28 protein-coding genes are annotated in these 26,223 nt (G+C 43.7%); 24 read left to right on the top strand and 4 right to left on the bottom strand.

Features of this window, described 5'->3' with window-relative positions; genetic code table 11:
- The first annotated feature begins 3 nt into the window (after window positions 1–3).
- From aspS to trxA, 3 genes are all read left to right on the top strand, one after another.
- Entirely contained in the window at window positions 4–1,773 is a 1,770-nt protein-coding gene (gene aspS / locus ACPUYX_RS19420) for an aspartate--tRNA ligase (RefSeq protein ID WP_426381261.1), read from the top strand.
- 144 nt (window positions 1,774–1,917) lie between these two features.
- Entirely contained in the window at window positions 1,918–2,199 is a 282-nt protein-coding gene (locus ACPUYX_RS19425) for a metal-sensitive transcriptional regulator (protein WP_426381262.1), read from the top strand.
- A gap of 37 nt (window positions 2,200–2,236) precedes the next feature.
- Window positions 2,237–2,566: a thioredoxin gene (gene trxA, locus ACPUYX_RS19430; protein WP_088226232.1), complete on the top strand. Its 330-nt coding sequence runs from the start codon at window positions 2,237–2,239 to the stop codon at window positions 2,564–2,566.
- Between the two features lie 76 nt (window positions 2,567–2,642).
- Here the strand turns inward: trxA and ACPUYX_RS19435 are convergent, their stop codons facing one another.
- The gene (locus tag ACPUYX_RS19435; RefSeq protein ID WP_426381263.1) at window positions 2,643–3,926 is read right to left on the bottom strand and encodes a replication-associated recombination protein A; all 1,284 of its coding nucleotides are present in this window, start codon (window positions 3,924–3,926) and stop codon (window positions 2,643–2,645) included.
- 233 nt (window positions 3,927–4,159) lie between these two features.
- Between ACPUYX_RS19435 and ACPUYX_RS19440 the strand changes: the two genes are divergently transcribed.
- The 16 genes from ACPUYX_RS19440 to mltG all read left to right on the top strand — a co-directional run bounded on the left by ACPUYX_RS19440 (window position 4,160) and on the right by mltG (window position 17,749).
- Complete coding sequence (locus ACPUYX_RS19440) at window positions 4,160–4,612, top strand: RrF2 family transcriptional regulator (RefSeq protein WP_426381264.1); 453 nt, start codon at window positions 4,160–4,162, stop codon at window positions 4,610–4,612.
- Between the two features lie 36 nt (window positions 4,613–4,648).
- Window positions 4,649–5,836, top strand: coding sequence for a cysteine desulfurase NifS (nifS, locus tag ACPUYX_RS19445; protein ID WP_426381265.1), 1,188 nt, complete (start codon window positions 4,649–4,651; stop codon window positions 5,834–5,836).
- Window positions 5,837–6,130: 294 nt separating this feature from the next.
- Window positions 6,131–6,508, top strand: coding sequence for a Fe-S cluster assembly scaffold protein NifU (gene nifU, locus ACPUYX_RS19450; RefSeq protein WP_047809700.1), 378 nt, complete (start codon window positions 6,131–6,133; stop codon window positions 6,506–6,508).
- A gap of 6 nt (window positions 6,509–6,514) precedes the next feature.
- Window positions 6,515–7,609: a tRNA 2-thiouridine(34) synthase MnmA gene (gene mnmA, locus ACPUYX_RS19455; protein ID WP_426381266.1), complete on the top strand. Its 1,095-nt coding sequence runs from the start codon at window positions 6,515–6,517 to the stop codon at window positions 7,607–7,609.
- A 73-nt stretch (window positions 7,610–7,682) separates the two neighbouring features.
- Complete coding sequence (locus ACPUYX_RS19460) at window positions 7,683–8,177, top strand: PRC-barrel domain-containing protein (protein ID WP_426381267.1); 495 nt, start codon at window positions 7,683–7,685, stop codon at window positions 8,175–8,177.
- On the top strand, window positions 8,174–8,368 hold the full coding sequence (locus tag ACPUYX_RS19465) for a hypothetical protein (RefSeq protein WP_088226226.1): 195 nt from the start codon (window positions 8,174–8,176) through the stop codon (window positions 8,366–8,368). Before ACPUYX_RS19460 ends, ACPUYX_RS19465 begins: the two co-directional genes overlap by 4 nt.
- 212 nt (window positions 8,369–8,580) lie before the next feature.
- The gene (locus ACPUYX_RS19470) at window positions 8,581–9,639 is read left to right on the top strand and encodes an AI-2E family transporter (protein ID WP_426381268.1); all 1,059 of its coding nucleotides are present in this window, start codon (window positions 8,581–8,583) and stop codon (window positions 9,637–9,639) included.
- A gap of 185 nt (window positions 9,640–9,824) precedes the next feature.
- Window positions 9,825–12,455, top strand: a complete 2,631-nt coding sequence (gene alaS, locus ACPUYX_RS19475) for an alanine--tRNA ligase (RefSeq protein ID WP_426381269.1) — start codon at window positions 9,825–9,827, stop codon at window positions 12,453–12,455.
- Window positions 12,456–12,527: 72 nt separating this feature from the next.
- Window positions 12,528–12,779, top strand: coding sequence for an IreB family regulatory phosphoprotein (locus tag ACPUYX_RS19480; RefSeq protein ID WP_426381270.1), 252 nt, complete (start codon window positions 12,528–12,530; stop codon window positions 12,777–12,779).
- A 43-nt stretch (window positions 12,780–12,822) separates the two neighbouring features.
- A complete protein-coding gene (locus ACPUYX_RS19485; protein ID WP_426381271.1) occupies window positions 12,823–12,990 on the top strand; it encodes a hypothetical protein in 168 nt (55 codons plus the stop codon).
- Window positions 12,977–13,918: an aldo/keto reductase gene (locus ACPUYX_RS19490; RefSeq protein ID WP_426381272.1), complete on the top strand. Its 942-nt coding sequence runs from the start codon at window positions 12,977–12,979 to the stop codon at window positions 13,916–13,918. Before ACPUYX_RS19485 ends, ACPUYX_RS19490 begins: the two co-directional genes overlap by 14 nt.
- Before the next feature lie 181 nt (window positions 13,919–14,099).
- Window positions 14,100–14,276 (top strand): hypothetical protein, encoded by a 177-nt coding sequence (locus ACPUYX_RS19495; RefSeq protein WP_426381273.1) that lies wholly within the window; start codon window positions 14,100–14,102, stop codon window positions 14,274–14,276.
- Between the two features lie 25 nt (window positions 14,277–14,301).
- Window positions 14,302–14,724, top strand: a complete 423-nt coding sequence (gene ruvX, locus ACPUYX_RS19500; protein ID WP_426381274.1) for a Holliday junction resolvase RuvX — start codon at window positions 14,302–14,304, stop codon at window positions 14,722–14,724.
- Window positions 14,725–14,787: 63 nt separating this feature from the next.
- Window positions 14,788–15,102, top strand: a complete 315-nt coding sequence (locus tag ACPUYX_RS19505) for a DUF1292 domain-containing protein (protein WP_426381275.1) — start codon at window positions 14,788–14,790, stop codon at window positions 15,100–15,102.
- A 180-nt stretch (window positions 15,103–15,282) separates the two neighbouring features.
- Window positions 15,283–16,692, top strand: coding sequence for a VanW family protein (locus tag ACPUYX_RS19510; protein WP_426381276.1), 1,410 nt, complete (start codon window positions 15,283–15,285; stop codon window positions 16,690–16,692).
- 37 nt (window positions 16,693–16,729) lie between these two features.
- Complete coding sequence (mltG, locus tag ACPUYX_RS19515) at window positions 16,730–17,749, top strand: endolytic transglycosylase MltG (protein WP_426381277.1); 1,020 nt, start codon at window positions 16,730–16,732, stop codon at window positions 17,747–17,749.
- Between the two features lie 6 nt (window positions 17,750–17,755).
- On the opposite strand, the gene ACPUYX_RS19520 is transcribed toward mltG, so the two are convergent.
- Both ACPUYX_RS19520 and ACPUYX_RS19525 read right to left on the bottom strand, forming a co-directional pair.
- Window positions 17,756–18,964, bottom strand: a complete 1,209-nt coding sequence (locus ACPUYX_RS19520; RefSeq protein ID WP_426381278.1) for a vWA domain-containing protein — start codon at window positions 18,962–18,964, stop codon at window positions 17,756–17,758.
- 3 nt (window positions 18,965–18,967) lie between these two features.
- Window positions 18,968–19,831 carry an AAA family ATPase gene (locus tag ACPUYX_RS19525; protein ID WP_426381279.1) on the bottom strand — a complete coding sequence of 288 codons (864 nt, stop codon included), beginning with the start codon at window positions 19,829–19,831 and terminating at the stop codon, window positions 18,968–18,970.
- A 389-nt stretch (window positions 19,832–20,220) separates the two neighbouring features.
- Between ACPUYX_RS19525 and ACPUYX_RS19530 the strand changes: the two genes are divergently transcribed.
- The 4 genes from ACPUYX_RS19530 (at window position 20,221) to ACPUYX_RS19545 (ending at window position 22,698) form a co-directional block, all read left to right on the top strand.
- The gene (locus tag ACPUYX_RS19530; protein WP_426381280.1) at window positions 20,221–21,480 is read left to right on the top strand and encodes a peptidase U32 family protein; all 1,260 of its coding nucleotides are present in this window, start codon (window positions 20,221–20,223) and stop codon (window positions 21,478–21,480) included.
- An 86-nt stretch (window positions 21,481–21,566) separates the two neighbouring features.
- Window positions 21,567–21,836 carry a DUF4911 domain-containing protein gene (locus ACPUYX_RS19535; RefSeq protein WP_426381281.1) on the top strand — a complete coding sequence of 90 codons (270 nt, stop codon included), beginning with the start codon at window positions 21,567–21,569 and terminating at the stop codon, window positions 21,834–21,836.
- The gene (locus ACPUYX_RS19540) at window positions 21,833–22,072 is read left to right on the top strand and encodes a DUF4911 domain-containing protein (protein ID WP_426381282.1); all 240 of its coding nucleotides are present in this window, start codon (window positions 21,833–21,835) and stop codon (window positions 22,070–22,072) included. The genes ACPUYX_RS19535 and ACPUYX_RS19540 overlap by 4 nt, the downstream gene beginning before the upstream one ends.
- 143 nt (window positions 22,073–22,215) lie before the next feature.
- Complete coding sequence (locus ACPUYX_RS19545; protein WP_426381283.1) at window positions 22,216–22,698, top strand: type II secretion system protein; 483 nt, start codon at window positions 22,216–22,218, stop codon at window positions 22,696–22,698.
- A 272-nt stretch (window positions 22,699–22,970) separates the two neighbouring features.
- On the opposite strand, the gene ACPUYX_RS19550 is transcribed toward ACPUYX_RS19545, so the two are convergent.
- The gene (locus ACPUYX_RS19550) at window positions 22,971–24,836 is read right to left on the bottom strand and encodes a cell wall-binding repeat-containing protein (protein WP_426381284.1); all 1,866 of its coding nucleotides are present in this window, start codon (window positions 24,834–24,836) and stop codon (window positions 22,971–22,973) included.
- A 419-nt stretch (window positions 24,837–25,255) separates the two neighbouring features.
- Between ACPUYX_RS19550 and ACPUYX_RS19555 the strand changes: the two genes are divergently transcribed.
- Window positions 25,256–25,708: a prepilin-type N-terminal cleavage/methylation domain-containing protein gene (locus tag ACPUYX_RS19555; RefSeq protein WP_426381285.1), complete on the top strand. Its 453-nt coding sequence runs from the start codon at window positions 25,256–25,258 to the stop codon at window positions 25,706–25,708.
- The last annotated feature ends 515 nt before the right edge of the window (window positions 25,709–26,223 follow it).

A 26,223-nucleotide genomic window follows, 5' to 3' on the forward strand; every position in this document is an offset into this window, starting at 1 on the left:
GTAATGACAGTATTTTCGGAACGTGTCCCCAATGGAGTGTTGAATTTAAACCGAGTGGGCGATGAGGTACGATTGTTAGGTTGGGTTCAGCGTCGTCGTGACCATGGCGGTTTGATATTTGTTGATCTTCGGGATCGCTCAGGTATTGTTCAAGTGGTTTTTGATCCTGAAAAAATGGAAGATAGTTTTAGTTTGGCGGAAAGCCTTCGCTCGGAGTATGTTGTCTCCATTTTAGGGCAAGTGATTGCCCGTCCAGAAGGAATGATAAATCCCAATTTAGCCACGGGAGAAATTGAAGTTATCGCTAAAAAACTGGAAGTTTTAAATGGAGCAAAAACACCGCCCTTTTACCTTATCGATCAGGTGGATGTGGATGAAACTGTGCGTTTGAAATATCGTTATCTTGATTTGCGCCGCCCGGAAATGCAGGCTGTATTTAAAACAAGGCACCAAGTAACTCAAATCATGCGCAACTTTTTTGACGGTCAGGGTTTTTATGAAATTGAGACTCCGATGCTTGTTAACTCATCACCTGAAGGTGCCAGAGATTATCTTGTTCCCAGCCGCGTACATCCGGGAGAATTTTACGCGCTGCCTCAGTCTCCGCAACAATTTAAACAACTGTTAATGGTTGGCGGGTTGGAGAAATACTTCCAGATCGTCCGCTGTTTTCGGGATGAAGACCTGAGAGCAGATCGACAGCCGGAATTTACGCAGCTTGATTTGGAGATGTCCTTCGTCGAAGTTGAAGATATTCTATCTATGATGGAACAGTTAATGGTTCGAATCTTCTCGGAAACGATCGGCAAGTCAATTGCGGTTCCTTTTCCGCGCTTAACCTATAAAGAAGCTATGGACCGGTTTGGTTCCGATAAACCAGATACGCGCTTCGGCATGGAACTCATTGATGTGGGAGAGATTGTCGGAAAGTCGGGATTTAAGGTTTTTGCTAATGTAGTGGCAAACGGCGGAAGTGTTAAATGTCTCTGTGCCAAAGGGTGTGCAGGCATGCCCCGCCGCGAAATTGACGATCTGGGAAAATTCGTTGCTGCTTACCGCGCCAAAGGTTTAGCCTGGATCGTCTTTTCTGAGGAAGGAATCAAATCTCCCATTACAAAATTCTTCACTGAAGAAGAAATGCAGGCCCTGATCGAAGTTACAAAGGCTGAAACCGGAGATATCGTATTCTTCGTTGCCGATAAATATCCCATTGTCTGTGATGCTTTGGGGCATTTGCGCTTGGAGTTAGCGAAACGGATGAACCTTATCCCTGAGGATATGTTCAATTTCCTTTGGGTTACTGAGTTTCCGCTGCTGGAATATGATGAGGAAGAAAAACGCTATGTCGCTATTCACCACCCATTTACAGCGCCAATGGATGAAGATTTGCCGATTTTAGAGACAGATCCTTTGCAAGTTCGGGCTAAAGCCTATGACATGGTTCTCAATGGTATCGAACTCGGCGGCGGGAGCATTCGCATTCATCGCCGGGGTGTTCAAGAGCAGCTATTTAGGTTACTGGGATTATCAGATGAGGAAGCAGTGGCTCAATTTGGGCATCTTCTCGAAGCCTTTGAATTTGGAACGCCTCCTCACGGCGGGATTGCCTTTGGACTTGACCGTATGATTATGCTTCTGACAGGTAAAGATAATATTCGAGATGTTATAGCCTTCCCTAAAACGCAAAGTGCCTCGGATCTTATGGCCCATGCCCCATCACCCGTTTCGGACAAACAATTAAAAGAGTTAAGCATAAAAACCGTTTTGAAATAGGTCCTGGAGGTATAAGGTATCTTTAGTTGTTGAATTTTCCTGCAAAATGCTCTTGTATTTTTAGGGGAACTATTTGACATAATCCCGGCACTTAGATATAATAGCATTGTAGCTACCCCCTTAGGGTATCGGAGGAAAAACGGTATGTTAAATTCAACGCCTTATTTAGAATCGAAAGAAGATCTCCTGCGCAGACTAAAAAAAATTGAGGGCCAAGTTAAAGGGATACAGCGCATGGTTGAGAGTGATAAGTACTGTGTTGATGTACTGATCCAAGTAGCGGCTGTGCGTGCTGCCCTTAACAAAGTTGGTACCATCGTTTTTGAACATCATTCCCGTGGATGTATGCGTAATGCAGTTGAAAGCAATGATCAGGAAGCCGCCATCGAAGAACTAATTGGGGTGCTAACCAAATTTATTAAGTAAGCAATGGTTACTATTAATTTTAATTGGGGGGATTATCATGGCAGGTGCAAATGTTAAAACCTTTACGACAGCAAATTTTGACGCAGAAGTTTTAAAATCTGAAAAACCGGTTTTGGTAGATTTCTGGGCTCCATGGTGCAGTCCGTGCCGAATGGTAGCTCCGGTCGTTGAAGAGTTAGCAGACTCTTATGTTGGCAAAATGGTAATTGGTAAGGTCGATGTTGATGAGAATGGACCTATTGCCGGGCAATACGGAGTTATGAGCATTCCGACGCTTGCAATTTTTAAAGGTGGTCAACTGGTTGACAAAATCGTAGGTTTCCGGGGAAAACCAGATCTCGTGAAAATGATCGAAGCTCAGCTTTAAACTACAACTTACAATTTCTTAACAAAGAAAGAGCCTTCCGCATAGTTGTTTGCTACGTGGAAGGCTCTTTAGATATTTAGTCTTGAGAACGTTCTTTTCCCATTCCTGAAGGGGTGTAAAACACTTGTCCTTGAACTTGGGGAGGAAGATAATCTTGTTTTACCCAATGATTTGGGTAGTTATGGGGGTAGAGATAACCTTGGCCATTGCCTAATTTCTCAGCGCCCGTGTAACTGCTGCTCCTCAGGTGGAGTGGAACTTCCCCGGTGGGGTTGTTTTTCACATAAGCTAAAGCCCTGTCTATACTGGCAACAGCGCTGTTGCTTTTGGGAGCGGCAGCGATGGCTAAAACGGCTTGGGCCATAGGGATCCTTGCCTCAGGCATTCCGATCCATTCGAGAGCAGTGGCAGCGGCTTGAGCTTGAAGCATGACCATGGGGTCGGCGAGACCGACGTCTTCTGAGGCATGGACGATAATTCGGCGCATAATAAAACGAGGGTCTTCGCCGGCTTCTAATAGTACGGCTAACCAGTAGAGTGCGGCATCCGGGTCTGAGCCGCGCATACTTTTTATAAATGCGGAAATGATGTCATAATGATTATCTCCGGATTTATCAAAACGCAGAGCACGTTGTTGAATGGATTCTTCTGCAATTTCAAGGGAGATACAGCGGATACCATCTATAGCAGGAGTCGTCATTACAGCGAGTTCCAGGGCATTAAGGGCTCTGCGCAAATCTCCATTGGCATAATTTAACCAATGCTCCCAAGCCTGGGGGGATACTTGAACATTGTACCGGCCTAAGCCGCGTTCTGAGTCTTGCAGAGCTTTTTCGAGACCGAGACGAATTTCAGAAGGAGTAAGAAGCCCCAAATGGAATAGAGTTGAACGACTTAGAAGGGCAGAATTTAATTCAAAAAAGGGATTTTCGGTAGTTGCGCCAATAAAGGTAATCGTTCCGTTTTCAACGGAGGGTAATAAAGCGTCTTGCTGACCCTTGTTAAAGCGATGAACTTCATCACAGAAGACTAACGTCTTCTTACCATAGAGGTGGAGATCTTCGGTTGCCTGGACAGTTATCTCACGCAATTCTTTGACACCTGAAGTAACGGCGTTAATTCGGACAAAGCGAGATGTAGTCTGCGAAGCAATGACCTGAGCTAAACTGGTCTTGCCTGTACCGGGCGGACCGTAGAGAATCAAGGACGAAACACGGTCCGCTTCAATTGCCCGGCGGAGCAGCTTTCCGGGACCAAGTATATGTTGCTGCCCAATATATTCATCAAGAGTCCGGGGGCGCATTCTCTCTGCAAGGGGGGCAACTTGATGCTGATCGAAAGTAGCTGAAAACAAATTCATTGAGTCGATGTCCTTTCTGGGAAGATTTAAAGTACTGTTTAAATCACACTTAAATTATAGCATATGGATGTACAACCCTTAAGGAATTTTGGTATATTAAATAGCTTATAAAGCCAATATTTAAAAAGAATAGTAAAAGAGTTGGATATAGACTTGACAAATCCCGACTATTTTAATAAGATATCCCTAGAAAGATCATACGAGGATTTTAATTCTTGGAAAGAGGTGAGGGTGTGAAACTCTCTACCAAAGGTCGATATGGAGTTAGGGCTATGTTTGACTTAGCTCAGCATATGGGTGAAGGTCCTGTATCCTTAAAAAGCATTTCTGAAAGGCAAGGAATTTCTGAACATTACCTGGAACAGCTTATTGCCGGATTACGCAAAGCAGGACTGGTAAAAAGCGTACGAGGAGCTCAAGGCGGTTACTTACTCGGAAGAGAACCCGACAAAATCAAAGTTGGCGATATTATTCGCGTTTTAGAAGGGCCTATAGCTCCTACCGAATGTGTCTCCGAGGAAGATCCGGAATGTTGCACTAAGGCGGAATATTGCATTACACGGACGATTTGGGAGAGGGTTCGAGACTCAATCGCCGAAGTTTTAGATTCCATTACCCTGGAAACAATGCTCTTGGACGCCCAAAAGCTTGAATCCGAACGCAGCTTATATATGTACTATATCTGACCACTGTTTCACAATTACAATAAAGGGAGTGAGCCTATGCGGCGCGTTTACTTAGATCACAGTGCTACGACTCCGGTTGATCCGGAAGTAGCAGCCTTAATGATGACTTACTATACTGAGAAATACGGCAATCCTTCGAGTGTTCATAGTTTTGGCAGAGAAGCCAAGCAAGCCCTGGAGGAGGCCCGACGCCAAGTCGCTGAATTAATCGGTGCAGAACCTTCAGAAGTTACCTTTACCAGCGGAGGAACAGAAGCTGATAATCTGGCCATTCTTGGGACAGCAGAAGCTCTGAGCAAGAAAGGCAAGCATATTATTACCTCTGCAGTAGAACATCATGCCGTGCTGGAAACCTGCGAATATCTGGAGAAGAACGGTTTTGACCTGACTATTGTTCCTGTGGATGAAGAAGGGATTGTCTCCGTGGAGTCTGTTAAAAAGGCCATCCGCCCGGATACAATTCTCATCACCATGATGCACGCTAATAATGAAGTGGGAGCGATCCAGCCTGTTGCTGAAATCGGTAAACTGGCTAAAGAGCATGGCGTCGTCTTTCATGTTGATGCTGTCCAATCTTTGGGCAAAATTCCTATTGACGTCAAAGCAATGGCAATAGACCTTTTAACCATCTCCAGTCATAAAATTTATGGTCCTAAAGGTGTCGGAGCGCTTTATATCCGCAAGGGTGTCCGGGTTGCTCCCCGAATCTATGGCGGCGGACAAGAAAAGAAACGTCGTTCAGGTACGGAAAACACACCGGGTATTATCGGCTTCGGCAAGGCTTGTGAGCTTGCCGGTCGGCGGATGGCTGAAGACGCTCAGCACCTTAGTAAGCTTCGAGATAAGCTCATGAATGGTATCGTCGAGAAAATTGATTATGTAAAAATAAACGGGCCTCTTGGAGACAAACGTTTGCCGAACAATGTCAACATCAGTATCCAATTTGTTGAAGGAGAATCGCTGCTGCTCTCTTTGGATATGCTGGGAATCGCGGCTTCGAGCGGCTCGGCCTGTACTTCAGGTTCCTTAGATCCTTCTCATGTTTTATTGGCCATGGGGCTGGTTCACGAAATCGCTCATGGATCTCTGCGCTTTACCTTAGGACGCCAGAATACGGAAGAAGACATTGATTATGTTCTTGAACAATTGCCCAAGATTGTTGAACGTCTGCGTATGATGTCGCCTCTTTACGATCAAGCGGTTCACGCTAAAAAAGCACAGTAATATCTAGAGGATATTAACTCATTTGCGGCGTGAAATTCCAGATTACTGGTTAAAGATAGAGTGAATTCGTTCAGCTAAAGCTGAACATCGGGGCTTCAGATACAATAATGTCCAGTGGACATTATTGTCGAGCCGCCTTTTCCAAAAGGAATACTTAGCGGCGAAGGAGGACTCTCCCCCACCTGAAGTTTACGAAGGACCCACCCCCGCTTCTGGAAGTGGAGGCCTTAAAAACTGGATAAAATCATAAAGCGATATAGTTATTGGAAATTGCTAAAAAAGGAGTGGGCAAGAATGTATACTGAAAAAGTCATGGATCATTTTACAAACCCTCGAAATGTTGGAGAAATCGAGAACGCCAATGGCGTTGGCGAAGTCGGGAATGCAAAATGTGGAGATATTATGCGTATTTATTTAGACGTAGAAGGGGACGTTATTAAGGACGTTAAGTTTAAGACCTTTGGCTGCGGAGCAGCCGTTGCTACCAGCAGCATGGTTACGGAGATGGTTAAAGGGAAAACTCTTGATGAAGCTCTGGAGATCTCCAACGCTGCGGTAGCTGAAGCTTTAGGCGGTCTGCCTCCGGCCAAGATGCATTGTTCCAACCTTGCAGCGGATGCGCTCCACGCAGCTATTAAAGACTATCATGAAAAACAGGAAAAAAAGGAATAGATGATTATGGCTCTGACTACAAAGCCTAAAGTCGTAGTAGGTATGAGCGGCGGTGTGGATAGTTCCATGGCCGCCGCTTTACTTAAAGAACAAGGCTATGAAGTGATTGGGGTAACCTTACAGATTTGGGAATCAGCCGGACCGGAAGTCGAAGGAGGATGTTGTTCGATTTCGGCTATTGACGATGCCAGGCGGGTTGCCTATCAACTTGGCATACCCCATTATGTTATGAATTTTCGTTCTTATTTTAAGGAAACTGTTGTTGATTATTTCACCCAGTCTTATTTGGAGGGAGAAACTCCGAATCCTTGTTTAGCTTGTAACAAATATGTTAAATTTGGGGAAATGCTGCGCAAAGCTCGCGGCTTGGGGGCTGATTACATAGCTACAGGACATTATGCTCAAGTTCTGCGTGACCCGGTTAGTAATCGCTTTCTTCTAAGTAAAAGTTCGGATGCCCGTAAGGATCAGACTTATGCTCTCTATATGCTAAATCAAGAACAACTTGCCCATACAATTTTTCCTTTGGGAGAGTATACAAAAGATCAGGTTCGCAAAATGGCGGGTGAACTGGGCTTAGGGGTTGCCAACAAACCGGACAGTCAAGAGATCTGCTTTGTCCCCGATGATGATTATGCTTCCTTTGTACGTGAACGAGCGAAAAATAGAATTAAATCGGGGAACTTTGTTGATCTTCAAGGGAATGTACTAGGAAGGCATCAAGGAATTATTCATTATACAATTGGCCAGCGAAAAGGGCTGGGAGTTGCTTTTGGCAAACCTAAATACGTTGTCGGCTTAAACCCCTCTCGCAATGAAGTTGTTCTTGGTGATGACCATGAGGTTTATTCAGACACCCTTTGGGCGACAGATTTGAATTGGATTTCTATTCCTGATTTAAAAGAACCAATCAAAGCAGAGGCTAAAATTCGCTATAACTCTTCCGGGGCGCCAGCAACCCTTTCACCTTTAAGCGGGGGTAAGGTTGTAGTACGTTTCGATAAACCCCAGCGCGCAGTAACTCCAGGGCAAGCTGTTGTTTTTTACCAAGGAAATGTGGTCGTAGGCGGCGGTAAAATCAGCGCCCAAACTGACCACTAATTTTACCGAATCATGAATGAATTCTTGAGTACCAGGGAAGAGTATACATAGGATTTCTTGGGAGGTGAAAAGGATGCGCCGCTCACGTGAGATTGTCGGCCTGCCTGTTTTGGATTTAAAAAAGGGGGCATCAATAGGTTGGGTACAGGACTTGGTTTTGGACTGTAACAAGGATGAAGTTGCCGGAATTCTCCTGGAAGGCGGACATCTCTTTCACACGACGAAAGGAATTCCCCGTAAGGCCATTGTAAGTGTGGGCAAGGATGCAGTTACAATCCAAGAGAAGACCTTGGAAGAACTCAGAGGAACACGATGGTCTGAAAAAATCGGGAATGAAGTTTATACCCAAGCTGGAGACTCAAGAGGAACGATTGAGGATATTTTTGTTGATGATTCCGTAGAAAAGTTGGTTGGCTTTGAGATCTCAGACGGACTCTTCGCAGACCTTCTTCATGGCCGGGGTAAGATCCTGAGGCCGCACGTCATGATCGATGGGAAGGATATCTTAATCGTTGATAATCAAGTATCTCCCTTGGATCAAGCAATTGAAGGGGGCTATCAATCATGAATTGTCCGGTTTGCTCGGGGCGCGCCATAGGTAAGGTTGGAGTCGAACAGTATTATTGCTGGGATTGTTGTGTGGAATTTACAACTCAAACTGACAAAGTTGTCGTTTACGATTTAGCAGAAGATGGTTCTTTAGTAGCCTGGAACGATCCGGCGCTGGCTCAAGAGACGCCAAGTGCCGCCGTTGAATAACTTGGATGGCGGCTTTAGGCCTTCAGGTGATTCCCGCACGAGAAAAAAGGGTCGGTTGCAGCGCAGCTTGAGATTTTAGTTGTTTAGAACTCATCAGGTAATCAAACTCTATGGTAGGTTTTGCTAAAGCGCGCGCTTTGCGCGCTTTTTCTATATCGTATTGCAGGAACTGTAAAACGAATGAACATTTTGAGCGAGGGGCGTGGTTATTAATGGATGCAAATATAAGCCGTCCCTATTGGAAGAACATTCCTTGGAAATGGTTATTTGTCGTTGTTTGTCTCGTTTTAGGAATGCTATTGCTCTTAAAAGTTAAAACAATTTTAGGCCCCTTTGTTATGGGTTTTTTGCTGGCTTATTTAATGAACCCTTTTGTTGATGGCCTAGAAAAGCAGGGAATTAGCCGTAATAAAGCAATTGCCGTGGTATTTATCGTAATTCTAATAATCATAGGTGTGGCTGTTTTCTTGATTCTGCCAATTGTTTATACAGAACTTGGAAGGTTAGTATCAATTTTGCCGGTGACGATCCAGACAATTACTGAAGAAATCGAAAAGTTTAGGAATCATTTTAAAGCCAGTGGATTGCCTGGCCGTGTGGCAATCGTTATCGATCAACATCTTGGACAAGGAGAAATTATACTCGCCGATCGGCTCAATAAGGTTATTGCCGGTTTGCCGGGTCTTTTGTCTACAGTAACCCTTTACATACTTTCGCCGGTAATAACGATTTATTTATTGGCGGATTGGAAGAAAATCAGTATCCGATTTTTTCGTCTGGTTCCTCAACGTCAGCGTATGGAATGGAGACGTCTGTGGCAGGACATTAGCCATACGGTGCGTCGATTTGTCCGGGGAGATTTGGCTGTTGCCGTCATTGTCGGATTACTCATAGGTATTGGGGTAAAGCTGCTAGGGATGGAGTATGCTCTGCTTATCGGTTTACTATGCGGGGTGTTTGATTTAATCCCTTATTTCGGTCCTGTGATCGGCGCTGTGCCTTCAGTCTTGTTAGCGTTAACCAAGTCCCCGGGAATGGCTTTAAAAGTTGCCCTGGTTATCTTGGTTGTCCAACAAATTGAAGGAAATATAATATCTCCGAAATTAATGGGAGATAGTGTGGGACTTCATCCTCTTTGGGTTATGTTTGCCCTCTTAGCCGGCGGCGAGATCGCAGGATTTTGGGGAATGCTGCTTGCAGTTCCATGTGCCGCCGTGATTCGGGTATTACTTCGGCATTTTTACAACAAGCTCGTCTCGCCCCAAGTTTGAGACGGTTGACAAAGAAGTCCTTACCTGTATATACTTTAGAAATAATGAGAATTTGTGTAAACGAATGAGAATACGTGTTTTTTAGCCCGAAATTAAGCAGGGTAGCAGCTCGAAACATCTCGTCCCTGACAGTTGTGGGGAAGGGATTATTTTTTAGTGCGATGAATCTAAAGGAGTGTTTTCGAATGTATACAGGTAATCAATTAAGGGATATGTTTCGCAAGTTTTTTGAGGAGAGAGGGCATAAGATATTACCTAGTGCTTCGCTCATTCCTAAAGATGATCCGACCTTGTTGCTAACGGTTGCGGGCATGGTTCCCTTTAAGCCGTACTTTCAGCGCCGCGTTGAGCCTCCATTTCCCAGAGCCACAACGGCTCAGAAATGTGTGCGTACGCCGGATCTGGAAGAGGTAGGGAAAACCGCACGTCATCATACATATTTTGAGATGTTGGGAAATTTTTCGTTTGGCGATTATTTTAAAAATGAAGTAATTCCCTGGGCCTGGGAATATGTAACTGAAGTCTTGAAAATACCTGCCGAGAAGCTTTGGATTACTGTTTATCCGGAAGATGAGGAAGCGAAAAAACTATGGATCGAAAAAGCCGGGGTTAAGCCGGAAAGAATCGTTGGCGATCCGGAAAACTTTTGGGCGGCCGGCCCGACAGGACCTTGCGGGCCTTGTTCAGAAATCTATGTTGATCTCGGTGAGTCCAGAGGGTGCGGTCAACCGGATTGTGCTGTAGGATGTGATTGCGACCGCTTTTTGGAGATTTGGAATTTGGTTTTCATGCAGTATAATCGAGATGAGGCTGGAGTTCTAACCCCTTTGCCTAAACAAAATATTGATACGGGGATGGGTTTGGAACGGATCGCTTCTGTTATGCAAGGAGTGGAGACTAACTTCGATACGGACTTATTCCGCCCGATTATTGATTTTGTTGCCGGTCTTGTGGGCATAAAGTATAAGGAGAATCCTAAAAATGATCTTGCTTTGAAAGTCGTTTCTGATCATGTAAGGGCGATTTCCTTTATGTTGGCAGACGGAATTCGGCCAAATAATGAAGGACGAGGGTATGTCTTACGCCGTATTTTACGACGTGCAGTTCGCTATGCCAAACTTCTTGGGATTGATAAACCATTTTTGGAGTCGGTATTTCGAATTATTCAAAGGGATTATGCTCAAGCCTATCCTGAACTGATTGAAAATGAGAATTTTATTATTAATCATTTGAATTTAGAAGAGAAAAACTTTCAGGCAACGTTGGAGCAAGGAACGCAAATGCTGCAAGATAAGGTCAAAGAGCTAATTGAGAAGGGAGAGACTGTTTTAGCCGGTCCCGATGCTTTTTACCTTTATGAGACTTATGGTTTTCCCGTGGAATTGACAGAAGAAATTTTGGCGGAACAAGGACTTTCTGTAGATATGCCATCCTTCCAAACTTCTGCTGAAGAACACCGTCAGCGAGCCAAGGAACAGTCTCAGCAGATGCGGGCTGTCGCTGAAAGTGCGGACTTGGTTCAAAAAGTTAAAGCATTGGGAGTAACGCCTTTTGTAGGTTATCAGCAAATCTCCAATACGACAAAGATCGTCGGCTTATTTGTGGATGGGGAAGAAAGGCAAGATGCCGGCGAAGGCGAAGAAGTTACTGTTTTCTTGGCTGAAACACCCTTTTATGCCGAAAGCGGCGGTCAGGTCTCAGATAAGGGCGTCTTGAAAACCTCACGGGCGGAGGCTCGAGTCTTGGAGGTAAAAAAGGGAGTTACGGGAACCCTGTATCATCGGGTTGAGATTCTGACCGGGGTTTTGCATGTCGGAGAAACCGTAGAAACAGCTGTTGATAATTCGGATCGTATGGCAACAGCACGGCATCACAGCGCTACACACCTATTACAAGCGGCACTGCGTTCCGTTCTTGGGGAACATGTGCAGCAAGCAGGGTCTTTGGTGACACCAGAGCGCTTGCGTTTTGACTTTACTCATTTTTCGCCCCTAACTCCAGATGATCTAAAAGCGGTTGAAGGCCTTATTAATGAGGCAGTCTTAAAAAATATGACCGTTGATGCTACGGAAATGTCTTTGGATGAGGCTAAACAAAGCGGAGCCACTGCTCTTTTTGGCGAAAAATATGGTGAAAGAGTTCGTGTTGTAACCATGGGAACCTTCAGTAAGGAATTGTGCGGCGGAACTCACGTTCACAGCACGGGAGAAATCGGACTGGTTAAAATTCTCAGTGAAGGCGGAATTGGTGCCGGTTTACGCAGAATCGAAGCCGTAGCAGGTTTAGAAGCCTTGAATTACCTTCGTTCCCTTGATGAGCAAGTAATGGAAGTTGCTCAAGTGCTCAAATCTCAACCGACAGATGTGGGCAAACGAGTTCAAGGTCTTGTTGCTCAAGTCAAGGATCTGGAGCGAGATATTTCGCAGCTTCAGGCAAAGCTCAGCAAAAATGAAGCGGAAGGTTTACTAAACCGCGTTGCTGAGATTGAAGGAATTTCTGTACTTGCTGCTCAAGTTCAGGCCTCTGATATGGAAGGACTTCGGCAGATGGCAGATCTTTTGCGCGGTAAATTGAAGGCAGGAGTCATAGTTTTGGGGGCTGTCCATGAAGGGAAGGTAAACTTTGTTACAACAGTCAGTCCAACAGGTTTAAGCGGGCTTCATGCCGGACAGATTATTAAGGAAGTCGCGAAAATCGCCGGCGGGAGCGGCGGCGGCCGTCCCGATATGGCTCAAGCCGGAGGGAAAGATCCCAGTAAGCTGGGTGAGGCCATAGATCGAGTGCCAACGATTCTCCGAGGATTATTGAAGAAATAGAGGAGAAGAACTAGGACAGCGAGAATATATAGGTAGTAGGTTAACAAAGGACAGCGAAAGGGGGACAGGAAAATGGATCGTATGGAAGAAACCATGATGTTTAAGGCTGTCGGGGAAGATGTATCCGCGCGTGAAGTTCTGCAGAAAGTCTATGCGGCCTTACAAGAAAAAGGATATGACCCTATTAACCAAATGGTGGGTTATCTCATGTCGGGTGACCCGGTCTATATAACCAGCCACAATCAGGCACGGGCAATGATTCGTAAACTTGAACGCTTTGAGCTGATCGAAGAACTCGTTAAGTCCTACTTGCAGGAGAAATAAAGCAAAGCTGGCCTTGGTGTCAGGGGCAGGGATTATTAACGTTTTGAAACTCCGCATTACTGATCGTGGTGCGGAGTTTGTTACTTTCGCCAGGGTTTTGGCCGGTGAAGGAGCAGAGATTGCGGCTGCTCCGAGCTGCCCGGGAATGGAAAAGTATGTAAAGCGCTTAAAGACCTTGACTGGGGAAGGAGACAGAGATGAATCAGGTTAAACTAGGTTCATGGGGGCCGATGGTGTCTGAGATTTGTTTTGGGAGTTTGGCGATTTCTCCCTTGCAGGGGCGAGTTACTGAAGCTCAGGGGGTTGACGTTTTAAAATATGCTCTTGAACGGGGGATCAACTGGATTGACACGGCAGAAATATATGATAACTACGGGCAAATAGCACAAGCTGTCAAGGATTATCCTCAAGTTCGGATTATCAGCAAATCTTACGCCGTTACGGAACAAGACTTGCGCAAAAGTCTGGAGAAAGCACGTTCAGAACTGAATAGGGATGTTCTGGATTTCTTTTTGCTTCATGAGCAAGAAAGTGCTCTGACGTTAAAGGGACATTCAAGAGCCTGGGAGGAACTGCTGCGGGCCAAAGAAAAGGGGTTAGTGCGCTGGATTGGCATCTCTACCCATGCTGTAGACGGTGTTCGTTCGGGCGCCCTTCAGCCAGGGCTGGATGTTATTCACCCGATTATAAATTACCAGGGACTAGGGATTATTGATGGTACTTTGGATGATATGCTGCAGGCCCTGTCCTTTGCCGCAGAGATCGGCGTTGGAATTTATGCTATGAAAGTGTTTGGAGGCGGCCACTTAAGCCGAGATCCTCAAAAGGCTATTGATTTTGTTAAAAAGGTACCGGGTATTCAGGCTATGGCTTTAGGAATGTCGAGTCCTGATGAAGTGGATTATAATCTTCTTTTGGTGTCCGGCCAAGAGGTACCTCAAGCTCTTCGAGAAAAGGTTAAGCATAAACCAAGGAAGCTTTATATTGCAGACTGGTGTGAAGGATGTGGACGCTGTCAGGAGGCTTGTCCACAGAACGCTTTGCATATTGAGAAGACTGCTGTCGTGGATCAGGAGGCCTGTGTGCTCTGCGGGTATTGCGGGAGGGTATGTCCGCATTTTTGCTTGAAAATTGTTTAGGTGGGAGTCGGGCGATTTTTCTTCCGGGTCTTTGGGGTCGGGGGAGTGGCATGGGCTCCGCTTCGCAAACTGGCGTAAATCGCTCAGCTCCGGCCATGCCGCTCCCCCTGCTCAAGGGTCTTGAGAGCGGAAGGTGGCTGGGGTTGAATCGCCCGTCTCCTGGGTATGGAGAGGACGCAGGGTGGGCGTTGTTTTGGCAAGTCTTATGGGTCTAGGGAGTGGCATGGGCATTGCTTCGCAAACTGGTGTAAATTGCTTAGCTTCGGCTATGATGCTCCCTCTGCTCAAGGGTCTTGTGAGCGGAAATGACTGGGGTCAAATCGGCCCGTCTCTCAGGTATGGAGTGGGACGGGGATGATGGGGTTTAGGGAAGGTGGATTTGGATGAGGATTATGGGTTTGGATTTTGGTTCTAAGACGATTGGTGTGGCGGTGAGTGATGCGTTATTTTTGACGGCTCAGGGGATTAAGACAATTAGACGCTCCCCAAGGGAGATTGAAGAATTAGGGGAGTTGCTTAAAGAGTATGAGGTGTCTGAGATCGTTATTGGTTATCCGAAGAATATGAATGGGACGTTGGGGCCTCGCTGTGCTTTGACGGATGAATTTGTGGATCGTTTGCGTGCAGAGTTTGGGCTTCCTGTAGAGCGTTGGGATGAGCGTCTCAGCACGGTGGCCGCCCAGAGGGCTTTGTTAGAAGCTGATGTTTCTCGCGGCAAAAGGAAACAAGTGATTGACAAGATGGCGGCGGTCTTTATTCTTCAAGGATACTTGGATCGCAGGCATGCAAAAAATATTCCTAATTGAATATTTGACAATCATTACCTACAATAGTACAATGTCCATATTCTTAGATAAGAGGTGAAATACATGTCTGAACATAAACACGACCATGAACATGAGCATGACGCTGAGGAATTTGACACAGTTGTACTTACTGATGATGAAGGAAAAGACCATGAGTTTCTTCATCTTGACACTTTGGAAGTCGATGGATCAACCTATTTTGTGCTGATGCCTATTTCGGAGGAGGACTCCGAAGATGAAGATGCCGATGAAGCCATTATTCTTAAGCTCGGTAAAGATGACGAGGGCGGAGAAATGCTGCTCGACATTGAAGATGATGAAGAGTGGGAAAAAGTAGCTGACGCCTGGGAAAACTTAGTCGAATCTGAAGAGGACTAAGACGAGGACTAATTAAAGATCTTAGATTAGTAGTTTACATAATGACAGAAGACCTCACAGAGTTTTTCTAGTGGGTTTCTTCTGCCATTTGTTTTTTTAATATAGGTATATTTTTGAAAGGACTAAATCTTGACGATAAAGCCGTAAAACAACGGAAATACTAAATCCACGAAAGTGGAGGTGTGGGCATTGAAAATTATTATTATTTTCCTGAGTATTGTTTTATGTTTGCTTATTGGAGGATGCAGTCCCTTTTCAAATCAATCCAAGCTTAATATCAATAACCCGAGACCTTCCACTCAAAGCGCTGTGAACCCGGATAAAGAGGCTAACGAGGCTAATGAGGTCAACGAAGAGAGTAAGGTAATTCCTCAGGGGACAAAAGTAGATAATGATCTGGATTTAAGTGGCGTTCCTGTAAGTGAAGCCTCTAGTAAAATTAACGATTGGGCGAAGGACAAGCTGGAAGAATCTCGTGTCCTGTTGTACAATGAAACGGAGATTCCCATCACCTTAAAGGAGCTGGGATATGAAGTTGATGTCGAAAAAACTCTGGAAAACACTCTGGAAAACACTCAGCAAAATCAAAGTCAAGGTCAGGGTCAGGGTCAGGGTCAGGGTCTTAATAACGTTATACCAAGTGTTTTAAAAGCTAATCCTGAATTGGCAACAAAAGTTCTGGAAGAAAAGTTAAAGAAATTTAATCAACCAGCGAAAGATGCAACCTTTAAAATACAAAACGATAAAGTTGTTATCACTCCTGCTCAGAAGGGCAAAAAAGTTGAGGCAGATCAATTAATTAATAACCTACAGAATAGTTCCCTTTCTGAAGTTCCAAAACAAATTAAGGCTCCGTTGGTTGAGGTTCCGGCGAAAGTTACGACTGAATCCATCCAGTCCTTGGCGGGTTCTGTTCTTGGAGAATTCAGTACGAAGTTTGCCGTCGGAGAAGTTAATCGTTCGGAAAACTTGACTGCGGCCGCTAAAGCTTTAGACGGCAAAGCAATCAAGCCTGGGGCTACGTTTTCTTTTAATAATGCAGTAGGACCAAGGGAGCCTGAAACCGGATATAAAGAAGCTTATGTTATTATTAATGGCGAGTATGTTAAGGGGACAGGAGGGGGCGTATGCCAAGTTTCCTCAACCCTCTACAATGCAGTTCTCCTCAGTAATTTAGAGGTCGTTGAACGAAAACACCATGATGTAGCAGTGACTTATATTCCGGCCGGTCAGGACGCCACCGTCAATTACCCCAACATCGATTTTAAATTTAAGAATAATACAGGCAGCTTGGCCTATATACGAACAGAGGTTAAACCAGGGGTACTGACGATTAAGCTTTATGGCAAAAAGACAGGAAAAACCGTTCGTCTTGAACGGCAAATCTTGAAAGTCAGGAACTATAGAACGATACGTCGTTATGATTCGAGTTTACGGAGAGGTAGAGTAAAAGTAGATCAAATTGGTACCAAAGGAATTGTTGTAAATGTGTGGAAAGTAATCCGGGACGAAAAAGGCAATGTAACAAAGCAGTTTTTGGGTCAGGATTCTTATGCCCCGGCTAATCGCATCTTGCGGATCGGAACATAAGTTTATCTGGGTCTTTTTGGAAAGAGAGTGTGAAAATGTGTCCGGAAAGAAAAAGAGTAGGGATTTACGTGCGCGGCTAATTTTACTTTTGCTCGCGGTGAGTATCGTATTGTTGTCGTGGTGGTCCTGGGCTACTAAACCTTACTCTTCAACAGGGAACAGCGTAACAATTACAATTACTTCAGGAACAACAACGGATCAATTAGCCACTGAATTAGAACAGCGTCACCTTATTCGCAGTGCCAATTTGTTTCGTTGGTTAGTGCGATCGCAGAAGACAAATTTCAAAATGTATGCCGGGGATTATGAGTTGTCACCTACTATGACACCGGCTGAAATTATTGAACGCTTAATCAAAGGCGAAGAGATCTCTAATTCCATTAGGATAACGATTCCCGAAGGTTATTCCACGGAACAAATTATTGATCTCCTCGTGCAAAAGGGACTCGGCAGTAAAGAAGACTATACAAAGGTTGTCACGGACGATTCTTTTCCCTATTCATTTCTTACTGGGGCTCCGGCAGGAATTCACCGTTTAGAAGGTTTTCTTTATCCGAACACCTATTTCATCGATCCCAAGATGAGCCCTCATGCTGTGATTGACATATTTCTGCAGCAATTTGCCAAGGAAATAACACCTGAGGTTCAAACTCGACTGAACAATTCGAAACTTACGGTACTTCAGTGGGTAACCCTGGCTTCTTTGGTAGAAAAAGAGGCAGCGAAAGCAACGGATCGCCCACTGATCGCTTCGGTAATAATGAATCGCTTGAAGCGCAACATGCCTCTTCAGGTTGATGCTACGATTCAATTTTTATTGAATACGCCCAAAGCAAAGCTCTATAACAGGGATCTTCAGATACCTTCACCGTATAATACCTATCTTCACCGCGGCTTACCACCGGGGCCGATTGCCAACCCCGGAGATGCTTCTTTGCAAGCGGCTTTGTATCCCGCCCAGACGGATTATTTATATTATGTGGCGAAAAAAGACGGATATCATGCCTTTGCCAAGACCTATGCAGAACATCTCAAAAATATTAAATTGTATCAGTAAGAGAGACTATTTGCGCACCAATAACTTTTTAATAGCCCGATCTAGACCTTCGAGAGTTAATTCATACATAGGGAAGATTTCGCGGACCATTTTGATAGTTTGATATCCGTGAATCCGTTCCCAATAGGCCATAGGTATTGGGTTAAGCCACACCTGATAAGGAAACTTTTGCGCTAATCGTTTCAGCCAGGTTATTCCCGGCTCTGTATTCCCGATATCCCAAAAAATGTTGCCGTCGCTCATCAGCAGTTCACTCGGCGCCATGGCCGCATCTCCGATGAGGAGAACTTTGTAATCAGAGTGGAGGGATTTCAGGGCATCTTCTGTTTTAATTGCTTTACGGGGATTGCAGGAAGGATCAAGATAGAGGAGATCATAGATGCAATTGTGGAAGTAATAGAACCTTAAATCTTTAAAATGCGATGATTTATGAACTGCTGAGAAAAGTTGACTGCAGATTCTAGCATAGGGAACCATTGAACCACCTGCATCCATGAGGACAATGACTTTGACGGAATTTTTACGAGGTCTTGTCCAGATAAGTTTCAATTGCCCGGCATTTTTACAGGTTTCGTCAATGGTGGCATCCAGGTCAAGTTGGTCCTTGGCTCCCTCCAAACGGGTACTAAACTGACGCAGACCGCGCAGGGCCAGTTCAAATTGACGGACACCCAAGGTTTCGTCCCGGCGGTATTCTTTGTAATTCCGTTCAGCAGCCACTTTTATGGCAGATTGGCCGTGAGATTTTCCGCCAATTCTTACGCCTCCAGGATGGAAGCCGGAGTGGCCGAAAGGTGATGTCCCGCCTGTCCCGATCCAGGTATTTCCCCCATGGTGAGGTCCGTCTTGTGTGCGCAGACGTTCTTCGAGAGCAACTCGTAAGCTTTCCCAATCCGGTAAGCCTAGTTTCTTGAGAAGTTCATTCCGTTCCTCATCAGAAAAGAGTTTTTCCGGAAGAGGATTGGCGAGCCATTGGGAAACTTGCTCCAACAATTGTTCCGGTGTTTCGATCCCCTGAAAATATCTCTGAAATGCCACATCATATTGGTCAAAGTGACTTTCGCTTTTAACTAAAATTGCCCGGGACAAGTAGTAAAATCCGGAGAGACTGGAATCAGCCAAGCCGACACTGAGAGCTTCCATTAAGGTCATCCACTCGGTAAGGGAAACGGGAACGCCTTCTCGTCGTAATTGGTAAAAAAAGTTCGTAAACATAGCTTACCAACCACGCTTTGAGGTGCGACCCGGATTTTCTATGCCGTGCGTATGTAATTGGCGCAAGGTCAGGTCAAAGTCCTGATTCTTTTTAAGCAAAGCTCCTAAGAAAGGCAGCTCTTGGGAGATTGTTTCCGGCGCAATCCCACCGATGGTCAAAGCCTGAACCCAATCTAAAAGCTCGCTGGTGCTGGGCTTTTTCTGTATTCCTGAAATACTGCGTACCCAGTAGAAGGCCTTTAAAGCCTCTGTCAGCAGTTGGCCTTCCAGTTCTGGAAAATGAACTTTTACAATTTTCGTCATCATTTCCGGATCAGGAAAATCAATATAATGAAAAATGCAGCGCCGTAAAAAAGCGTCGGGAAGCTCTTTCTCGGCATTGCTCGTGATAATAACAATCGGCCTCTGTACGGCGGTTATGGTTTCTCCGGTTTCCGGTATATAGAAATTCATAACATCCAATTCCCAAAGTAAGTCGTTTGGGAATTCTAAATCAGCCTTGTCAATCTCATCAATTAACAGTACAACCCGTTCCTTGGCTTCAAATGCCTCACCCAGCTTGCCTAATTTAATGTACTGTTTAATTTCTGAAACATTCTGTCCCCCAAATTGACTGTCATATAAACGCTGAACGGTGTCATAGACATAAAGACCATCTTGTGCTTTGGTGGTGGATTTAATATTCCAAATAAATAGGGGGAGACTCAGGGAACGGGCAATACTTTCAGCAAGCATGGTTTTTCCTGTACCAGGTTCTCCTTTGATTAAAAGCGGCCTTTTTAAAGCAACGGAGATGTTAACACTATTTTGCAAATTCTTCGAAACTATATAGTCTTCGGTTCCTTGAAAGATATACTGATCGGCCATTTCCGAACTATCCTCCTTCGCATGGTAGTTAATGATATAATAATACCACTTATTTCCTTAAGAGAGGATAGTTTGATGTAAAATTAGTGGAAATTTTAGACATTTATTTGAATCAGTTTCCACGTCGACTGAGAATCTCGTGAAGCTTCACCGTTAAGCCCTTAAGATTGAATGACAGTACAGTATAATATATAGATAATATAATGATTTTTAAAACTATATAGGGTTGCTTTATCAAAAATTCAGTTTTGAATTCATTTATTTAGAATGATCTTGAATTTACTTAAAAGCATTAAAGACGACAAAAATGTTAATTTAGGGTATAGTAATTAGGGATACTATAGATTATTCTTGTAGCGTGATTCTTGGAAAAAGTTAGGTGAAACGACATGAAAAAACCTGAATTATTAGCTCCTGCGGGAGATTGGGAAAAACTCAAGTATGCCCTGGCTTATGGTGCGGATGCAGTTTATATGGGAGGACCATCGTTTGGTTTGAGAGCATATGCGGGAAATTTTGATCTTAAGGAATTAGAACAGGCAGTTATTTGGACCCATAAGCTCCAAAAAAAGATCTACATAACCGTCAATATTTTCGCCCATGAAGCAGATTTTGAAGAGCTGCCCGCCTATCTGAAACGTTTAGAAGCCTTAGGCGTAGACGGAGCCATTATTTCCGATCCGGGAATTATTGCTTTAGCTCAAGAAGTAGCTCCTTCTTTGCCGCTGCATTTAAGTACTCAGGCAAACAACACAAATTCTTATTCAATACGGTTCTGGCTGAACCTGGGCATCGAAAGGGTTGTTCTGGCCCGGGAATTGTCGCTGGAAGAACTGAGGGAAATTCGTTCTAAGGTAGAAGGCGGCTTAGAGGTATTTATCCACGGCGCCATGTGTATGTCTTATTCCGGTCGTTGTTTGCTGAGCAACTATTTGACCGGACGGGACGCCAATCGAGGAGAGTGTACCCAACCATGCCGTTGGGGATATGCCTTAGTTGAAGAGAAACGGCCGGGAGAAGTGTTTCCGATTGAAGAGGATGAACGGGGAACCTATGTCTTTAACTCTCATGATCTATGCTTGTTGCCTTATTTGGCCCTATTAAAACCTCTCAATTTGGACAGTTATAAAATTGAAGGCCGGATGAAAAGTGTCCATTATGTTGCCAGTACCGTCAGAGTCTATCGAGAAGCTATCGACACCCTCTGGGAGGATGGGGAATCATCATTTCAAGGGAAACTGGCCCAGTGGTTGGAAGAAATGGACAAAGTCAGTCATCGAGATTATTCACCGGGCTTTTTATTTGGGAAGCCGGGGGCGAAATCCCATAATTTGGAAACATCACATTATGTACGGGATTATGATTTTGTAGGGGTAGGGTTAAGTGAGGAAGAGGCTGAGACTTTGCCCATGATTGCAGATCAAGACACATCCTGGGTTGAGCAGCGGAACAACTTTAAATGCGGAGAGGTCTTAGAAGTCTTGACTCCTCAAGGTGAGCCCTGGTCGTTTCGAATTCGGGAGATGTGGGATATGGATGGGGAACCTCTAGAGGTGGCACGTCATGCTCAACAGAAGATAAGAATCAGGGCACCGCAGAAAATCTTGCCCTACAGTATTTTGCGGCGGGCTAAGAGCGACAAGAAGTAGGATGTGTTAATTCCTTGAGCACTAGACACTTACCTGCTTATTTAAGGCATAACCAGAGAGAGTCAAATGATTAAGGAGCGAGATGAATGAATTCTCACGATTCGGAGTCTTCGAGCCGCTTGCCTGCGGATGTAGATGTGGTCGTTAGAGCACGCATGAAGAGGAAAGAAATGCAAATGCTCGATAAACTTGTTGAAGGGTTAGGGCATTTAGGCGTTGTTACCACTACTAACAAAGCTTTGGGAGAAGTCATGATTCAATCAACGAAACATTGTTGGCCGGATTTGAAAAGGGCCATCGAAGAGATGCCCTTTGAGATAGAGTTTTTAGAACCAAGATCGGAGATGAGTAAATGAAGTTATCGGATCAGGCAGAAAACAAACATTTAGATAATGGTTTTATCGTAAAAGCGCGCATGGATAGATCTCAAATTCAAATGCTATGTAAGCTCGTTGAAGGTTTAGGGCACTTAGGGATTGTGACAACGACAAATAAAGAATTGGGAGAAGTCATGTTTCAAACGACGAAGGATTGTTGGCCTGAATTAAAAAAAGTGGTAGAAAAGATGCCGGTAGAGGTTCAGTTCCTCTGAAAACATTGATTTAACATTGAGCTAAGCAGTTTTCGCTTACTTTCTTACCCTTACTGCAGTGTTATTTATTGGCTAAGGCCGCCGACAAATAGGATTATCGCTCCTGCTAAATGGCAACATTTATAGTAGGAGGTTGCAGGCATATGATTAGGGCAAGAAAGGAAGAAGGTTATACTTTACTTGAGATGTTAATTGTCCTTGCAATTTTACTGATGGGTACTATGGCCTTTCCGGAAATAAAGCAAATCAAGACTGCCGCTAAGCTGACCGGAGTAGAGGAAAATTATAGATCAGTTATAACGACAATTTATAGCCTTAAGCATACAGATGAAATAATCCCTAAACTAATAGATCTTTTTGGGGATTCTGCAAGCCCAAAGATTGAGGATATGACAAATCCTTTTACTAATAAAACGGGGGTTGCGACGATACTTTCCCCTGCAGATGAATTGGTGCCTGCAGTTTATGTGTTTAAGGACACTTCGTCAACAATTCCATCTAAAACTGGACAGTCCGATTATAAAGGAGCCATTGTTGTAGTTATCAAGAATGATCGTTGTGTGGTTTATGGCTGTGACGAAATGGGTAAATTGATTAAAGGATTCCAGAGAACGATAAATTTATAATAACTTTGCAGATCATTATACCCCGGAGTTACATTTGATAGATGCTTTGAATAACCCTATATGACTAGTTAAAGAGATAATGAACAAAGATGATAAAGATAGCAAATAAACATAGGGCCGTGTTGAAACTTTGTTTTCTCACGGCCCTTATTAAATGTTTTTGATTCAATTTTAAATCTAAATTTGCAATTCTTCTAACCACTTAGGAGGTCTAGCATTAATGTCTTATTATTAAGTTTTTAATCCATTGTCATTGCAATTTAATGTTCTAATCATAAGTTAAAATCTTTTCCTGTAAGATTGTTGTAATATGATCGGACAGGACTGTAATCTGTTGTGAAATTTCCGCTAATAAACAGCGAAGTTAGTTTTGTTAATTGGCTTAAAGGTGTGAACTCATCGATATCGTTATCCGCCACATCTAGAAAGATAAGAGAGGTTAAACTTTTGAGGGGAGATATATCGTCAATTCCGCAGTTCCTTAGACTTAAGTGAGTAAGATTTGTTAGTTTTGCCAAGCGGTTAAGTCTGCTGAGTTTATTCCTGTCAAGATAGAGAGATTTTAAGTTGGTGAAATACTCCAACCCGCTTAAATCTGTAATTCCCAAATTTGCAGCATATAAATCCGTAACCTTAAGAACATCACTTTTATAAATTACGGAGCCTGGAGATTTTCCGACCCTTTGACAAATAAGCTTTTTAAGGGCATCATCAGGGAAGTCAATTTCATCATCTGAGGTGACTTTTAAAGTTAGAATAACTTTTTGAGTTAGCCCCGGGACGGTACCTTCAAATCTAAAGCTGCCTACCCTACTTAAATCTACAGTACTAATATTCCAGGTCACAGGAAGCGTTTTTACCGTATGATCATTCAAACTAGCATCAACAGTTGTTGGAAACTCGTAGTGCCCATTTTGAACGACTTCAGCTGTTATCCTGTTCCAAATCGGAGTAACGGTTAAACTGAGGTGAACTTTTTCGTTGTAACTTTTGATACTGCCTTCTAAGTCATAGGTACCAGAAGCTTCGGTGTTAAGAGACGTCATTGTCCAGGTTACCGGAACTTTTGCTTTTGACCCGTTGGTTGTAGTTACAGTAACAGTTTTTGGAGGTTCGTACTGTTGTTGCTCTTGAACAGTATCGGTAAGATTTTCAACTGAGGCTATTTGAGGGGGAAGGGAAGCGATAGTTGCTTCTGTAGATGCAGTGATAACGCTCTCACCGCCCATAATGCAAAGCTGTGAAACAATGTTTGAACTTATAAAAGAGCTTGTTGGATTGGAAACGGTATTCCCTTCAAGTAAGAGCAGAGGATTGTTGCATTGGGGGGCTAAAGCGGAGGCGGCCAATGCGTCCGGAAAATTCTCACCGGTAGCGATATAGAGGGTATCAAAATTAAGGCTGTCTTCAAATCTTGTTATTAAATTAATATTTCGTTCGTAGGGGTCGTCACCATTAATTTCTTCATAATTCGGAAATTGTTGAACTACCTTATTACTAAGTTCTGGATTGTTGATAATAATGCTTGAAGGAATCCTATTCCGGTCGAGAAACACTTTTTGACTCTCTGTAAGCTCATACGGAGGTACTAAAAGGAGAGGCATGTCATTTGCAGCGGCAATGGGGCCTGCCGATAAGGCATCGGGAAAATCCGTACCGACGGCAACAAACACTCCCTTGCTTAAGCCAACTTTTTGGGCAACTTTGAGGGCAGTATCGTAGCGGTCATTCCCTGCCAAACGGATTGCAACAATATGGAGTGAAGAAAGCTTATTATCTATATTTTTTGATACGACTGCATAACCGCCGACGATATAAACCTTATGTGCCTTCAGGCGCAGAAGCTCTTCGGCAGTGTCGTTATTCAATTCAGAGGAATCGGTCAATAAGATGGGAGCGTTATATTTATGGGCTAAAGGACCGGAGCTTAAGGCATCGGGATAATCTTCTCCGTAGGCGAGGATGGCGACATCTGAACCGTCCGGCCAGCCCTTTTGGCTGGCGGCTACTGCGGTCTGATATCGGTCATAGCCGGCAATTCTTTCAGTAGAGGTAGCAGCTATAGCCGTAGGTGCAGAGACTATAATCGCAACGTTGATTAAGAACAAACAGAGAAACAAGTATTTTCTGGTAAACAATTACGTTCATCCTCCTTTTCCAATTATTTCTCTATATATGATAAAAATCCTTTTTATTAAATATAATGAAATTACAGGGCATCCCTTCCAACAGACTAACAGGATATTTGCAAAGATTTCTTGTAAATAAAGTCGATATTTAGGGCATTAGAAACATAATTGGAACAAATTGAAATCAATGTATAATATTATTATTTTCTGTATTGACGATTGTTCAGGCTAAAGATAGAATTAATTGAGAATTTGAATAGGCTAAAAGTCCTGTTTCCATAGGATGTTGTTAAATTATTTATGAATCTCTCCGGAATAGCCAATATGGGCTGGAGGGAATTTCCTCTGCTATGAGCAACATTTAATAGTCCTCTGAAATTGAGAAGGGAGGGATTGAAACGGTAATTAAGCCGCGATATGGAACGGTGTTGAGGCAGAAAAGAAATGACGGTTTTACTCTGATTGAACTTATGATGGTAATTGCGATCATTGGAATTTTGGCAATTGCTTTAATTCCCCAGTTTGGAGATGCAAAAACTGCAGCAAAGGTGACAGGTATTGAAACGAATATTAGGTCAGTAGTGATAGCAATTTCGGGTATGCCGGCAAAGGATGATATTGGGGATAATTTAAGTTCAACTATGGAAGATATGGCAAACCCCATAACTAATGAAAAAGGTGTCGATACCCTTAATTCCCTTAATCAAACGAATACAAAGGCAATTTATGTTTTTGAAACTGAGGATAAAACCTGGGAGGATGATCCCAATTATAATGGTGCAATTGTAGTATATTCACATGAGGACCACAGTGCAGATGTGTTTGCTATTGACAAGAACGGGGAATCTATTGAGGATCTTCATGCAACAGTTGAACGTTAATCAACAAATACTCAAGCGGTTAGGCTATGTATTTTTCGGAGTTGGTTTCAATTGTTTTGGAGTCTTTAATTACTCCTAACCTAAAAGGAGTTCATTGCCTGGTCCTGCCCCGTAATAGGGATAGGGATCGTTCTTTTTGTCCCCTTTTTCAGGGGACTCTATTTTTTGATGAAGTTTTAGTCTTATGGCTATTGGCATTATTCAAAGTGTTGTTGTTATACCATGAGAAAGTTCTTTGATTAAGATTATGGTATTTGAGGGAGGGCATGGATGGGTTAAGAAAATTACTTGGAATTGAACTGTCAGCTCAGATTCTAGACGTAACATTCTATTAGATTTCGTACGTTTCTCAACTTATTTGTCGGAATTCATCAAAACAATGCTAAAATAATACAAATTATCCTATTGACGGTAAATGAGGAAAACGTTTAATATGAATTGTATAGTACATAGTCAATAGGGCTAAGGACCCATATTTGATAGCCTAAGGGAGAATCTACAAAGAGAGGAATGAA

The sequence above is a fragment of the Desulfosporosinus sp. SYSU MS00001 genome (assembly GCF_049943955.1).
Lineage (GTDB): Bacteria > Bacillota > Desulfitobacteriia > Desulfitobacteriales > Desulfitobacteriaceae > Desulfosporosinus.

Excerpts from the sequence above, each read along its gene's own strand:
- aspS (WP_426381261.1), top strand. The coding sequence starts at position 4 with ATGACAGTATTTTCGGAACGTGTCCCCAATGGAGTGTTGAATTTAAAC.
- ACPUYX_RS19425 (WP_426381262.1), top strand. The coding sequence starts at position 1,918 with ATGTTAAATTCAACGCCTTATTTAGAATCGAAAGAAGATCTCCTGCGC.
- trxA (WP_088226232.1), top strand. The coding sequence starts at position 2,237 with ATGGCAGGTGCAAATGTTAAAACCTTTACGACAGCAAATTTTGACGCA.
- ACPUYX_RS19435 (WP_426381263.1), bottom strand. The coding sequence starts at position 3,926 with ATGAATTTGTTTTCAGCTACTTTCGATCAGCATCAAGTTGCCCCCCTT.
- nifS (WP_426381265.1), top strand. The coding sequence starts at position 4,649 with ATGCGGCGCGTTTACTTAGATCACAGTGCTACGACTCCGGTTGATCCG.
- nifU (WP_047809700.1), top strand. The coding sequence starts at position 6,131 with ATGTATACTGAAAAAGTCATGGATCATTTTACAAACCCTCGAAATGTT.
- mnmA (WP_426381266.1), top strand. The coding sequence starts at position 6,515 with ATGGCTCTGACTACAAAGCCTAAAGTCGTAGTAGGTATGAGCGGCGGT.
- ACPUYX_RS19460 (WP_426381267.1), top strand. The coding sequence starts at position 7,683 with ATGCGCCGCTCACGTGAGATTGTCGGCCTGCCTGTTTTGGATTTAAAA.
- ACPUYX_RS19465 (WP_088226226.1), top strand. The coding sequence starts at position 8,174 with ATGAATTGTCCGGTTTGCTCGGGGCGCGCCATAGGTAAGGTTGGAGTC.
- ACPUYX_RS19470 (WP_426381268.1), top strand. The coding sequence starts at position 8,581 with ATGGATGCAAATATAAGCCGTCCCTATTGGAAGAACATTCCTTGGAAA.
- alaS (WP_426381269.1), top strand. The coding sequence starts at position 9,825 with ATGTATACAGGTAATCAATTAAGGGATATGTTTCGCAAGTTTTTTGAG.
- ACPUYX_RS19480 (WP_426381270.1), top strand. The coding sequence starts at position 12,528 with ATGGATCGTATGGAAGAAACCATGATGTTTAAGGCTGTCGGGGAAGAT.
- ACPUYX_RS19490 (WP_426381272.1), top strand. The coding sequence starts at position 12,977 with ATGAATCAGGTTAAACTAGGTTCATGGGGGCCGATGGTGTCTGAGATT.
- ruvX (WP_426381274.1), top strand. The coding sequence starts at position 14,302 with ATGAGGATTATGGGTTTGGATTTTGGTTCTAAGACGATTGGTGTGGCG.
- ACPUYX_RS19505 (WP_426381275.1), top strand. The coding sequence starts at position 14,788 with ATGTCTGAACATAAACACGACCATGAACATGAGCATGACGCTGAGGAA.
- ACPUYX_RS19520 (WP_426381278.1), bottom strand. The coding sequence starts at position 18,964 with ATGTTTACGAACTTTTTTTACCAATTACGACGAGAAGGCGTTCCCGTT.
- ACPUYX_RS19525 (WP_426381279.1), bottom strand. The coding sequence starts at position 19,831 with ATGGCCGATCAGTATATCTTTCAAGGAACCGAAGACTATATAGTTTCG.
- ACPUYX_RS19530 (WP_426381280.1), top strand. The coding sequence starts at position 20,221 with ATGAAAAAACCTGAATTATTAGCTCCTGCGGGAGATTGGGAAAAACTC.
- ACPUYX_RS19535 (WP_426381281.1), top strand. The coding sequence starts at position 21,567 with ATGAATTCTCACGATTCGGAGTCTTCGAGCCGCTTGCCTGCGGATGTA.
- ACPUYX_RS19540 (WP_426381282.1), top strand. The coding sequence starts at position 21,833 with ATGAAGTTATCGGATCAGGCAGAAAACAAACATTTAGATAATGGTTTT.
- ACPUYX_RS19545 (WP_426381283.1), top strand. The coding sequence starts at position 22,216 with ATGATTAGGGCAAGAAAGGAAGAAGGTTATACTTTACTTGAGATGTTA.